Here is a 12318-nt window from a genome sequence, read left to right as displayed (position 1 = left end):
AATCTCACTGGGTAGCCTCGTCGCCATCGTCTTCGGCCTGCTGTTTGGTGGGTTGATCCTGTTTCTTTCCCCGGTCAAGGCCGTGCTGGCAGTGATCGGCCTGGCCGCTGCCGTGACGATTCTGCGGTTCCCGTTCTGGGGACTGCTGCTGTTCGCCCTGGTGGCGACGTTCATGCCCTACTCCACCCTCAACCTGGGGATTCGCAGTACGGTCAGTGAGGCGCTGATCGCCCTGACCTGGGCGGCGGTGATCTGGCACGGTTTCCTCTCGCGCCTGCCGGCCGCCCCACCGCTGTCGCGGCGCCCTACCGACCGCATGTTGATGTGGCTGATGATCTTCACAGTGGTGCCGTTTATCGTCGGCCAGGTCAGCATCACCGCCGAGGCCAGCGGCGTGGCGAACTGGTTGCGTTGGCTGCTGAACCTGTCGGTGCTGTTCCTCGCCGCCAAGCTGCTGGTTGAACAGAAGAACCGCGAAGCCCTGGTGATCGCCTTGTTGCTGGGCACACTGGCGATGCTGGTGATGTCCATCGGTGTATTTATCCGCTCGCGCTCGGCCTCGGGCATGTTGCCGATCCTGACCCTGATGAACTACGGCAGCCTCGACACCCTGTCCCTGGGCCTGGGTGCCATGGCCTCGCGGATGGGTTCGCCATGGATGCACCCGAATGCCACCGGCGGGATCATGGCGCTGCTGCTGCCATTGGCGTTCTGCTATGGCATCACCAACACCGGCTGGAAACGCGGTCTCGGCCTGGGCGTTGCCTGCCTGGGTGCGGCGGCCCTGCTGTTGGCCAGCAGCCGGGGGGCGATGGTCAGCCTGGCGCTGGTGCTGATCTGGATGGCGTCGCGGCGGGTGCCGTACACCGGGCGTTTGCTGATGATCGGCGTGGCGTTGGCCGTGGCGCTGGTGCTGTCGTACCCACCGTTGCAGGAACGTCTGGCGACAATCTTTTCGGCGCAGAACGCGAGTACCGAAGTGCGCTTTGACGAATACCGCATGTTCCCCCAGGCCGTGGCCAGTTACCCGCTGGGCATTGGCTTCAAGGTTGACCCTCCAGTGCCGGGTACGCACCTGCTGGGGATTTCCAACCTGTGGCTGAATTTCGTCTACAAGACCGGGGTGATCAGCATGCTGCTGTTTATCGCAGTGACCTGGCGCTGGTGGCGCGAGTCCCGTCCGGAAATCGGCCCGATCCGCCTGACCAAGGACAATGCGATCTGGCTGGGCAGCACGGCGGGGATTCTGTCGGCGCTGGTCAGCGGCTTTTTCGACCACTACTTCAGCTTCGCCCTGGTGATGATTGCGCTGTTCTGGCTGATGGTGGGGATCAACGTGCTGGAGGCGCGGCGGCTGTTTCCGGCGCGTCTGCCAAAGGTCAAGACCGTGGCGCATCGCAAGCCTGTGTTCAATAGCGTCGGGCCCTAGGCATGCTCGGATCGGCGTTCTGGTTGACCCTGGCAACCTTGCTGGGGTTGTGCCTCGGGTTTGCCCGTGAGTGGTTGCTGGTGGCGGCGTGGGGTGCGGGCGAGCGCAGCGATGCGTTCCTGATCGCGCTGTTCTTGCCCGAAGCGTTACGCATGTCCCTGGCCGGCGGTGTGCTGAGTGCCGCCGCCCTGCCGCTGTACCTGCAACGCAAGGACGGCGAGCGCCTGGACTGGCTGGCGGTGTTGTTCCCGGCGCTGTTGCTGATCGCCCTGGTGACCAGCCTGCTGCTGACGTTGCTGGCGCCATGGCTGGTGCAGCTGCTCGGCCCGGGGCTGGCGGCGACGGCCACCAGCCTCGCCAGCAGCAACTTGCAGATTCTCGCCTGGAGTGTGCCGGGGCTGATGCTGCATGCGCTGTTCAGTATTCCGCTGCAGGCCAGCGAGCGCTTTGTGGTCGCGGGGCTCGGTTCGTTGCTGTTCAACCTGCCGCCGGTGACCTACCTCGCCCTCGCCGGTACCGCCACGCAACCGCACTCGCTGGCGTTGGCCTGCCTCACCGGCAGCCTGCTGATGCCCCTGGCGCTGTTGCCGTCGATGCTGCGCCTGGGCTGGCGGCCGTGGCGGCTGCGGGCTTCGACATTGGAATTGCGCGAGCTGGGCGCTCGCATAGGCCCGCTGCTTTTAAGCAACGGTGCCAGCCAGGGTTTGGCGCTGATTGAACGGCTGGTGGCGTCCTTGCTGGGTGAAGGTGCGGTGACCTGGGTCAACCTGGCCCGCAAGCTGATGAACTTGCCGTTGATTGCCCTGATGAGCCTCAACCAGGTGCTGCTGGGCATGATGAGCCGGCGCCAGGGCGACGAGCGCCTGGCCCTGCTCAAGCGCGGCCTGGAAACCGCCAGCCTGCTGACCCTGCCCGCAGGCGTCGGCCTGGTGGCGGCGGCGCCGAGCCTGGTGGCGTTGCTGCTGCCCAAGCAGTCGGTAGATTCGCCGTTGCCGCTGCTGCTGGCCTGGTTTGCCGTGCCGCTGGTGTTCGGCGCCTGGAACGCCCTGCTGGCGCGTTATGCCTATGCCGCCGGCGACACCCGCCAGCCGCTGCGTTGCGAGTTGCTGGGCAGCCTGGTGAACGTGTTGCTGCTGGGTGTGCTGCCGTTTGTGTTTGGCCTGGCGGGTATCCCGCTGGCCGCCCTCGCCGGGGTGTTGTGCACCGCGTTGCTGTTGATGCAGCGCCAGGACTTGCTCGGCGCCCTGCCCTGGAAGGGGCACTGGTTGCTGAGTGGGCTGGTGATGGGCTTGGCGGCGTTGGTGTTGTTTCGGGTTCAAGGTATTTGGCTTCAGCTGGGGTTGAGCACCCTGGCGGGGGCCGTGGTGTTGCTGGGCATGGGCCTGTGGCTCAAGCCGTGGCGCAAGGCAGATTTATAGAGTGGGAGCAGTCAGGTGAAAAAACGCTGGATTCAAATGGATATTGCCAAGGGCATTGGCATCCTGATCATCGTGTTCGGGCATGGCTGGTTCGTGGAGCATTCCCCGAACCTGCTGTACCCGATACTCGCGGTCTTCATCCTGCCGCTGTTCTTTTTCCTCTCCGGGGTGTTCTTCAAGCCCGAGCAGCCGTTCGTTGAAATGGCGGTGCGCAAGGCCGATGCCCTGCTCAAACCGTTCTTCACCACGATGCTGGTGTACGTACTGGTGCGCGATATCCTGCGCGGCCAACCGCTGCTGCCCGACATTGGCGGCGTGCTGTACGCCTCGGTGGATACCCTGCCCTGGCAGGCCTTGTGGTTCTTGCCACACTTCTGGGCGGCGATACTGTTTGCCTGGGTGATGCTGCGGCTGATGCAACGCCTGGGCCTGTCCCTGGTGTGGAGTTGTGTGGTGGTGGGCGTGCAGTTGCTGCTGGGGGTCTGGACCCTGGACTGGTTCTGGCAGGTACCGATCACCGTCGGCGGCCAGACCTGGACGATGCCGGGGCTGCCCTTCAGCCTGGATGTCACGTTGATCAGCAGTACCTATTTCATCCTCGGTTATCTGCTGCGGGACGTGCTGCGCAAACACCAGAGCTCACTGCTGAGCATGGTGGTAGCACTGGTGGTGTACTTCGCGATTTTCATCCCGACCTGGGACACCATGGACTTGGCTCAACGGCGCTATGACCATTGGCTGTGGACCAGTGCACTGGCGGTGATCGGTGTGTACATCTGCTGGGCGCTGGCCGGGTTGATGATGACGTCTGCGGTGCTGACCCGCGCCATGACCTACATCGGCCAGTCGACACTGATCCTGTTGATTTTCCACGGCGAGATCCAGCACAAGACCATTGCCCTCCTGCAGCACCTGGGCCTGCCGGATGTGGCGGCGGCGTTTATCGGGCTGGTGGTGGCGGTGGTGGTGCCGTTGATGATCGGCGAAGTGATCAAGCGGGTAGCGTTCCTGCGGTTTTTCTACTTCCCCTTCCCGATACGCAAGGCACCGGCGGTGGCCGGTGAAAAGCCTGGAGCTTGAGGCGTGATGTGGGAGCTGTCGAGCTTTAGCGAGGCTGCGATGGCATCACCGCGGTGTGCCTGAATTACCGAGGTGATGCTATCGCAGGCAAGCCAGCTCCTACAGAAAAACGCTCAATCATCCAGTGCCGGTTGTGGCGCTGGATGCTTGGTGTTTTTGCCCGCCTTGGCTCCAGGCTTGCCTGCTGCAGGGGCAGCGGGCTCAGGTTCGGCCGGCGCGGCAAGGTCCTTTTCAGCCTGGGGCATCTGATCAATCGCGCTGAAGAAATCCGCCAGGCTGAGGGTGTCGGGTGGCACGGTCTTCTCGAGTTTTTTCTCGCCGTCCTTGCCCACCAGGATCACCTTGGTACCACTGCCGGCGCCCAGCTTGAGTGCGCGGATCAGCGCGTTGGTTTCCGGCGGCGCGAGCTTCTTGTTGTCCTTCGCGTCCTTGGCGAACTTCTCGCCTTCAGCGCCGATGCTGCCAAAGGACACGGTGTACAGCACCATGTTGCGCTCTTCAAAGGACTGCTTGTTGGCAGGCTCGTCCAGCTGTTTCTTGAGGGTGGCCAACGTCGGGTTGCCGGAGTCGAGCTCCACCACCACCAACGGACGGGACTTGCCCAGGTCCTGCTTGAGCGGATTGAGATCATCCGCGGCCAACAGCGGCCCCGTAAAAGCCATCAGGGTAGCCAGGGTCAGCGACCGGATGAGCATGCACACCTCCTTTGAATTCCATGCAGGGTTCTTGAGTTTCATGTCTGCGACAGTCAAATTCAAGGATGATTCCTACAACAACTTCAGAAAGCGTAGGTCAGGACGCCCGCGACGCAAGGCGTTTAGCCACCTTACGCCTCATTGTTTCTTTTGATTGCGGATGCTCACGACGGCCAATGCCGGGCAAATACCGGCGCTACGTTTGGGTGGGCATCCACCTGCGCCAGCACCCGGGCAAACTCAGGCCGCGACTGTTGCAGCGCGTCCCGCCCGCCTGCCCAACGCGACACCGCCGCAGCCATGATCGCCAGTGCATTCGGAACCTGCGCCGGGGTGAACAGTTGCTCGGCAAATTGATCGGCAAACACTTCCCAGGCCCTATGCAGGCGGCGACGGGTGCCGCTGATCAGCTGTTCATGCTGCTGCGCATCGGGGCTGTCGGTCCAGCGTTCCGGATAGTCGATGATGCCAATCGCCGAGTAACAGTTGGCGGCGATGTACACCAGGCCGCGAATGACTTGGGCGGGCTCCTCGGGCAGCAGCCCTGAGGCGGGAAACTGCAGGCCCAGGTGAATCAGGATCGCCGCGCTTTCCGTCAACACGCTGCCATTGGGCAGTTGCAGGGTAGGGATTTGCTTGAGCGGGTTGATCCGCGCCAACGCCTCGTTGCCCACGCGGTCTTCCCAGGAGCAGGCGTCGACCTGGCACCACTCGACACCGCAACGCTGCAGGGCAATTTCGATGATGCACGAGCCGGTGCCGGGGGTTCCGTAAAGGGTGTACACAGTGCCAAGCCTCCTGGCAGTGGATTGAGGTGTTAGGCTAGGCCGTTCATTCGTTCAACGGGAAGCCATCATGCACAGCAAACGCGTCACGATCGAAGACTGGGACGGCGACGGCGCCATTCGCCTGCCAGACGAAGCCTTGCAGGAACTGGGGCTGGATGTGGGCGACACGCTGTACATCGTCGAGACCTATGTGGGCACGCAAAAAGGCTTTGTGCTGTCGACCACGCCGAAAATTGCCGACCGGATGGATGAGTTGGTGGAAGAGCTGAGCCATAAGCCCTAGCGAGCCAGCCTGGCTTGCAACGCCGCCTTCACCTGTGGCCATTCCGGATCAATGATGCTGAAGCGCACCGAGTTGCGCTTGCGGCCATCGGGCATGATGCGCTCGTGGCGCACGATCCCTTCCTGTACCGCGCCGAGGCGCAGGATCGCGGCCCGGGATTTTTCGTTGAGTTCATCGGTGGTGAACTGCACTCGCACGCACTCCATCACTTCAAACGCGTAGGTCAGCAGCAACAGCTTGGCCTCGGTGTTGACCCCGGACTTCTGCACCGACTGGCTGATAAACGTGTGGCCGATCTCCAGCTTGCGGTTGACCCGGTCGACCTTCCAGAATCGGGTGCTGCCCACCACTTCACCGGTGTCGCGGCGCACGATGACAAACGGCATCACGGTGCCCGCCTCACGCCCGGCCAGGGCAATGTCCACGTACTTTTCGACGGTGTCGGGCCCCGGCACGTTGGTCACCTTGAGGTTCCACAACTGCCCGTCGGCAGCAGCCTGTACCAGGGCGGCGGCGTGTTCGCGTTGCAGGGGCCGAAGTTCGACCGTGGTGCCGGTCAGGGTGATATCAGTCATGGGAGGGCTGCGCTGTCTGGTGGTCGTCAGTGGCCAAGATTGCAGGCTCTCGCCACCTCAAGGCAAGCCGTTTTAGAACAAGCCCATCTGGCCGCCCACCAGGGTGCCGAAGTCATCGTTTACAAACGGCAGGATCGCGTCCGCCACCGGTTGCAGTTGCCGGGTGACGTAGTGGTCGTAGTCGATCGGTGCCTGGCGCACTTCCAGCGGTTCGGGGCCGTTGACGCTGATCACGTAGCTGATCCAGCCACCGTTCTGGTACTGGCGCGGGCGACCCTGGCGGTCGTTGTATTCGTCGGCCAGCCGCGCGGCGCGCACGTGGGGCGGTACGTTGCGCTCGTAGTCGCCCAGTTGCCGGCGCAGGCGCTTGCGGTAGATCAGCAGGTCGTCGAGCTCGCCGCTCAAGGTGCGACGTACGTAGTCGCGCACATAATCCTGGTGGGGCTGGCGGTGGAAGATGCGCTGGTAGAGTTCCTGCTGGAATTGCCGGGCCAGGGGCGACCAGTCGCTGCGTACGGTTTCCAGGCCCTTGTAGACCATTTCTTCGCTGCCGTCGGCACGGGTGACCAGCCCGGCGTAGCGCTTTTTGCTGCCCTCTTCCGCACCACGAATGGTCGGCATCAGGAAGCGGCTGAAGTGGGTTTCGTATTGCAGTTCCAGGGCGCTTTGCAGGCCGAACTCATTCTGCAGGCGCTCGCGCCACCAGGTGTTGACGTGCTGCACCAGGTCCAGGCCGATGCGCGTCGCGTCTTCCTGGGAATGGGGGCTGCCGAGCCAGACAAAAGTCGAGTCGGTATCGCCGTAGATCACCTCATAACCCCGGGCTTCGACCAGCTCGCGGGTCTGGCGCATGATCTGGTGGCCGCGCAGGGTGATGGACGATGCCAGTCGCGTGTCGAAAAAGCGGCAACCACTGGAACCGAGTACGCCATAGAAGGCGTTCATGATGATCTTCAGCGCCTGTGACAGCGGCGCGTTGTGTTCGCGCTTGGCCACTTCGCGGCCCTCGGAAACCCGCGCGACAATCGACGGCAGGCAATGCCGGGTGCGGGAAAACCGCGCACCGCGAAAGCCTTCCACCGACTCGCTGTCTTCGGGGTGACGCAGGCCTTCGATCAGGCCCACCGGGTCGATCAGAAAGCTGCGAATGATCGACGGGTAGAGGCTTTTGTAGTCAAGCACCAGCACCGACTCGTAGAGGCCCGGGCGCGAATCCATGACAAACCCGCCGGGGCTGGCCTGGGGTGGTTTGTCTCCCAGGTTCGGCGCGACGAAACCCTGGCGGTGCATCAGCGGCATGTACAGGTGCGTGAACGCTGCCACCGAACCGCCGTTGCGGTCTGCCGGCAAGCCGGTGACGCTGGCTCGTTCGAGGAGGAATTTCAGCAGCTCGGTCTTCTCGAAAATCCGCGTGACCAGCTCGCAGTCCTTGAGGTTGTAGCGTGCCAGCGCGGGCTTGTCCTCGGCGAACATGCGGTTGATTTCGTCCATGCGCTGGTACGGCGTGGAGATCGATTTACCTTCGCCGAGCAAGGTCTGGGCGACGTTTTCCAGGCTGAAGGATTCGAAACTCCAGGTGGCCGAGCGCAAGGCTTCGATGCCATCGATGATCAACCGCCCGGCCGCTGCCGCGAAGTAGTGATTGCGGCTGCCGTGCTCGCGCCAGCCCATGGCATCGCCGCCACGGCCCAGCAGCAGCGGCACGTTCAGGCGTTGCGCGTGTTCGTGCAGCACGCGCAGGTCGAACTGCACCAGGTTCCAGCCGATGATCGCGTCGGGGTCATGGGTGGCGAGCCACACATTCAGGCGTTCGAGGAGTTCGGCGCGGGTGTCGCAGTAGTCGAGCTTGAAGTCCACCGCATCGGTGTTGTTGGGCGGGCCGAGCATGTACACCTGGCGCTCGCCGCAACCTTCCAGGGCGATGGAATACAGGTCGCCCTGGGCGGTGGTCTCGATGTCCAGCGACACCAGCTTGAGGGGCGGGCGGTAATCCGGCGCGGGTTTCATCTGCGCCTCCACCAGCATGCCGCCCTCGCCCGCTTTGCCGCCGAACAACACCGGCGCGGTGATGAAGCGCTCCATCATGTAGCGATCGGGCGGGCGCACATCGCCTTCGTAGACGTCGATGCCGGCTCGACGCAGGCGCTTTTCCAGGTCCATCAATTGGCGATGCTGTTTGGTGTAGAGGCCCAGCACCGGGCGATGGTGGAAGTCGCAGAGCGCCAGGTCACGCAACTCGATACCGCGCTCGCCCTTGAGCTGCAGCTCGGCCGGCTTGCGATGGGCTTGCGGGATGAACATCACGGAGGTCTGCACCGGCAAGCGCACGAACCTGGGGCCTTGATCGGTAGCCAGCCAAAAGCTGACCTCCGTGCCCGCCGGGGTGTCGCGCCAATGCCGGGTCAGGACAAACCCCTGCTGTAAATCCACCTTGCCACACCTCAAGAATCACTTTCAGGGCGTGATTCTACTCGGCCTGTGCCACGGCGCGGCGATTTAACCGAAATGGCCTACGTATACGGAGAGAGTAATCTCACAAACTTGTTGCAGAACATTAATGACAATTACTATCATTCGCACCGGAGTCGTATCCGCGCAGCGAGGACGCGCAACGTTGTTGCCCTTTTCCTCACATTGACGGTTCGCCGTCAGGATCGACCATGCCCACTTCCACCCGTTTGGCTGTGCCGTTTCGCCCTACCCTGCTCGCCCTTTGCTGCTCCCTGAGCCTCGCCGCTCACGCCGCCACTCCAGAAACCTCGCAGGATGCGAACAACAGTCAGGACGGCAAGGCTCTGGAACTGGGCGCTACCACCATCAGCGCCGACGCGGCCACGCCCAACGCCCTGCCCCCGGTGTACCCCGGCGGCCAGGTCGCCCGCGGCGGGCAACTGGGGGTGCTGGGCAACCAGGACATCATGGACGTGCCCTTCAGCATGTCTTCCTACACCGAAAAATTGATCCGTGACCAGCAGGCCGAGAACGTCGGCGATGTGCTGCTCAACGATTCGTCCGTGCGCCAGGCGTCGGGGTACGCGAACCAGGCCCAGGCCTTTGTGATCCGTGGCCTGCCGCTGAACGGCGATGACATTTCGTTCAACGGTCTGTACGGCATCCTGCCGCGCCAGATCATGTCCACCGACGCCCTGGAGCGGGTTGAAGTGTTCAAGGGCCCCAACGCCTTTATCAATGGCGTGACGCCCGGCGGCTCCGGGATTGGCGGCGGTGTGAACCTGCAACCCAAGCGCGCCGATGATGTGCCGTTGCGGCGTTTCAGCACCGACATCAGCAGCGATGGCCGGGTCGGCGAGCACCTGGATATCGGGCAACGTTTTGGCGAGGACAATCGTTTTGGCGCACGGGTGAATATTTCCCAGCGCGAAGGCGACACCGGGATCGATGACGAGAGCCAGCGTTCGAAGCTGTTTGCGGTTGGCCTGGACTATCGCGGTGATGCGCTGCGTTTGTCGGGAGACTTTGTCTACTCGAAACAGCAGATCAATGGCGGGCGCAACACCGTGTTGCTCGGCCAGAACCTGACTCATATCCCCAACGCGCCTTCGGCCGACACCAACTACGCGCCGAGCTGGGGCACCAGCAGCCTGGAAGACACTTTCGGCATGTTGCGCGCCGAGTACGACCTGAATGACAACTGGACCGCCTACATCGCAGGCGGCGCCAAGCACACCAACGAGATTGGCCGTTACTCCTCGGTCACGTTGAATGACACCCTGGGCAATGCCACCGTCAGCGGCTCGCGCATCGCCCACCAGGAAGACAACACCAGCCTGATGGCGGGCTTGAATGGCAAGTTCCAGACCGGCGCTGTCAGCCACAAACTGAACTTCGGGTTGACCGGGATCTGGGCCCAGACGCGCAACGCCTATGACTTCGACCTCAACGGCCACGCCAGCAATATCTATAACCCGGTGGACGTTGCCGAACCGGTCAAGGGCAGTTTCGTCGGCGGCGACCTGAACGATCCGGGCATCACCGCCAAGACCTTCGCCCGCAGTGCAGCGGTCTCGGACACCCTGGGCTTTATGGATGATCGCTTGCTGGTGACCGCCGGGTTGCGCCGCCAGGAACTGGTGGTCCAAGGGTATGCCTACGGGTCGGGCCCACGTAACGCCAATTACGACAAGTCGATCACCACACCGGTGTACGGCCTGGTGTTCAAGCCGTGGGACCACGTGTCGTTCTATGCCAACCATATCGAAGGCTTGGCCCAGGGCCCGACCGCACCTCAGAACGCCGGCACCGCACCCATTACCAACGCCGGCCAGGCCTATGCCCCGGCGCGCTCGAAACAGACCGAAGCCGGGGTCAAGCTTGACATGGGTACCTATGGCGCAACCCTGGGTGTGTATCGCATCGAGCAACCAACCGACGGTTACTCACAACTCAGCGCCGACGGCTTGAGCGCCACCTATGTTCGCCAGGGCGAGCAAGTCAACAAAGGCGTTGAGCTCAACGTGTTCGGTGAACCGATCGCCGGCCTGCGCCTGCTGGGCGGCGCAACCATCATCCACACCGAAGTCCACGGCACCCAGAACGGCGCCAACGACGGCAACCGCGCCATCGGCGTACCGACCTTCCAACTGAATGCCGGCGTGGACTGGGATGTACCAGGCCTGCAAGGCGTGACAGTCAACGGACGGATGCTGCGCACCGGCGGCCAATATGCCGACGCGGCCAACAACCTCAGCCTGCCCGCCTGGAACCGCTTCGACGTGGGCGCCCGCTACACCTTCAAGGTGGACCAGCGAGACGTCACCCTCGGCGCCACTGTGGAGAACGTCGCCAATACCAAGTACTGGGAATCGGCACTCGGCGGCTACCTGACCCAAGGTGACCCGCGCGTGGCCAAGCTGTCGGCCAGTATCGACTTCTAACCCCTGTCAATGTGGGCGCTGGCTTGCCTGCGATGCGGGCACCTCGGTGTGTCAGATGCACCTCGGTGATGCTATCGCAGGCAAGCCAGCTCCTACAGAAAGCAGATCGGCCTGCACCCGGGTTGTTTGCCGGACATTGGACAGCCGAACGCCAACTGCGTAGTTTCCCAACCACTGCGCACAAGGACCCCGGCATGTCCCCCGACCTCACTTCCATCGAGCTGTTCCTCAAGGCGGTCAAGCTGGGCAACCTGTCCCGGGCGGCCGAGCAATCCCATCTCTCCCTCTCTGCCGCCAGCCGACGCCTGTCGCTGCTGGAGCAGCACTTCAAGGTCGCCCTGCTGACCCGCACCTCCACCGGCGTTTCACCGACGGCAGCCGGGGAAGTATTGGCCCAGCATGCACAATCGATCCTGCGGGCGGTGGACGGCATGCACGCCGACCTCGCCGATTACGCCAAGGGCGCCACCGGCCGGGTTTGCCTGTACGCCAACAGCTCGGCGATGAGCCAGGAACTGCCGCGCCAACTGACCCAGTGGAACACCTTGCACCCGGGCATCCGCCTGGATATTCGCGAGGAGCGCAGCCGGGAGATCCTCCAGGCCGTGCGCGAGGGCGTGGCGGATGTCGGTATCGTCACCACCCGCCCCAGCGAAGAGCTGCGGTTCGAGCCCTACTGCCAGGACCGCCTGTGCCTGCTCGTGCCCAATGACCACCCACTGAAAATGCGCCATGCGCGCTTCGAGGATTTGCTCGGCTACGACTTCGTCGGCCTGGAAGACAACGCCGCCATCACCCCGTTGATTACCGAGGCCGCCGCGGCGATCGGCATGCCGTTGCGGCTGCGGGTGCAGGTGCGCAGTTTCGAAGCAGTGTGCCGCTTGATCGCCGCCGGCCAGGGTGTGGGCGTGTTGCCACAGGGTGCAGTGCAGATCTTCCGCAAGGAGATGGCCTTGCGCTTTATCGAAATCGACGACAGCTGGGCCGACCGGCAGATGTACCTGTGCATGCGCAAGGAACAGCCGTCGCTGACGAGCCTGGCACTGTTCGACTACTTGAGTGCCAACCCTGCGTAAACCTTTGGCCTTCGAATTTTGCGAAGGCCGATTCCACAATTAGCAATTCCACTGTTGTCACAGCTGTGCCAAGAATGCC

The 12318-nt window shown here is 63.1% G+C and carries 10 protein-coding genes; 6 read left to right on the top strand and 4 right to left on the bottom strand.

Features of this window, described 5'->3' with window-relative positions; all coding sequences use genetic code 11:
* Position 1: 1 nt before the first annotated feature.
* From HX824_RS16820 to HX824_RS16810, 3 genes are read left to right on the top strand one after another with little or no spacing between them, the layout of a single operon-like run.
* Entirely contained in the window at positions 2–1429 is a 1428-nt protein-coding gene (locus tag HX824_RS16820; protein WP_043225192.1) for an O-antigen ligase, read from the top strand.
* Between the two features lie 2 nt (positions 1430–1431).
* Entirely contained in the window at positions 1432–2847 is a 1416-nt protein-coding gene (murJ, locus tag HX824_RS16815) for a murein biosynthesis integral membrane protein MurJ (protein ID WP_177054834.1), read from the top strand.
* A gap of 36 nt (positions 2848–2883) precedes the next feature.
* On the top strand, positions 2884–3927 hold the full coding sequence (locus HX824_RS16810; protein ID WP_177054833.1) for an acyltransferase family protein: 1044 nt from the start codon (positions 2884–2886) through the stop codon (positions 3925–3927).
* Between the two features lie 113 nt (positions 3928–4040).
* Here the strand turns inward: HX824_RS16810 and HX824_RS16805 are convergent, their stop codons facing one another.
* Both HX824_RS16805 and HX824_RS16800 read right to left on the bottom strand, forming a co-directional pair.
* Entirely contained in the window at positions 4041–4622 is a 582-nt protein-coding gene (locus tag HX824_RS16805; protein WP_003208227.1) for a DUF4174 domain-containing protein, read from the bottom strand.
* 164 nt (positions 4623–4786) lie between these two features.
* The gene (locus HX824_RS16800) at positions 4787–5407 is read right to left on the bottom strand and encodes a glutathione S-transferase (protein WP_177054832.1); all 621 of its coding nucleotides are present in this window, start codon (positions 5405–5407) and stop codon (positions 4787–4789) included.
* A gap of 70 nt (positions 5408–5477) precedes the next feature.
* Here HX824_RS16800 and HX824_RS16795 point away from each other — a divergent pair, with 70 nt between their 5' ends.
* On the top strand, positions 5478–5693 hold the full coding sequence (locus HX824_RS16795) for an AbrB/MazE/SpoVT family DNA-binding domain-containing protein (RefSeq protein WP_003208231.1): 216 nt from the start codon (positions 5478–5480) through the stop codon (positions 5691–5693).
* Here the strand turns inward: HX824_RS16795 and HX824_RS16790 are convergent.
* Positions 5690–6268: a GNAT family N-acetyltransferase gene (locus tag HX824_RS16790; RefSeq protein ID WP_177054831.1), complete on the bottom strand. Its 579-nt coding sequence runs from the start codon at positions 6266–6268 to the stop codon at positions 5690–5692. The genes HX824_RS16795 and HX824_RS16790 overlap by 4 nt on opposite strands.
* A 72-nt stretch (positions 6269–6340) precedes the next feature.
* Positions 6341–8698 (bottom strand): DNA polymerase II, encoded by a 2358-nt coding sequence (locus HX824_RS16785; protein ID WP_102605361.1) that lies wholly within the window; start codon positions 8696–8698, stop codon positions 6341–6343.
* A 230-nt stretch (positions 8699–8928) separates the two neighbouring features.
* Between HX824_RS16785 and HX824_RS16780 the strand changes: the two genes are divergently transcribed.
* Complete coding sequence (locus HX824_RS16780) at positions 8929–11163, top strand: TonB-dependent siderophore receptor (RefSeq protein ID WP_177054830.1); 2235 nt, start codon at positions 8929–8931, stop codon at positions 11161–11163.
* 194 nt (positions 11164–11357) lie between these two features.
* Positions 11358–12239, top strand: coding sequence for a LysR family transcriptional regulator (locus HX824_RS16775; RefSeq protein ID WP_003208237.1), 882 nt, complete (start codon positions 11358–11360; stop codon positions 12237–12239).
* The last annotated feature ends 79 nt before the right edge of the window (positions 12240–12318 follow it).

Origin of the sequence: Pseudomonas sp. D4002, from assembly GCF_013385665.1 — a bacterium.
Lineage (GTDB): Bacteria > Pseudomonadota > Gammaproteobacteria > Pseudomonadales > Pseudomonadaceae > Aquipseudomonas.
This window is presented reverse-complemented; position numbering and strand designations above follow the sequence as displayed.

Bases quoted from the DNA above. Each gene is read 5' to 3' on its own strand.
- murJ (WP_177054834.1), top strand. From the start codon at position 1,432: ATGCTCGGATCGGCGTTCTGGTTGACCCTGGCAACCTTGCTGGGGTTG.
- HX824_RS16810 (WP_177054833.1), top strand. From the start codon at position 2,884: ATGGATATTGCCAAGGGCATTGGCATCCTGATCATCGTGTTCGGGCAT.
- HX824_RS16805 (WP_003208227.1), bottom strand. From the start codon at position 4,622: ATGCTCATCCGGTCGCTGACCCTGGCTACCCTGATGGCTTTTACGGGG.
- HX824_RS16795 (WP_003208231.1), top strand. From the start codon at position 5,478: ATGCACAGCAAACGCGTCACGATCGAAGACTGGGACGGCGACGGCGCC.
- HX824_RS16790 (WP_177054831.1), bottom strand. From the start codon at position 6,268: ATGACTGATATCACCCTGACCGGCACCACGGTCGAACTTCGGCCCCTG.
- HX824_RS16780 (WP_177054830.1), top strand. From the start codon at position 8,929: ATGCCCACTTCCACCCGTTTGGCTGTGCCGTTTCGCCCTACCCTGCTC.
- HX824_RS16775 (WP_003208237.1), top strand. From the start codon at position 11,358: ATGTCCCCCGACCTCACTTCCATCGAGCTGTTCCTCAAGGCGGTCAAG.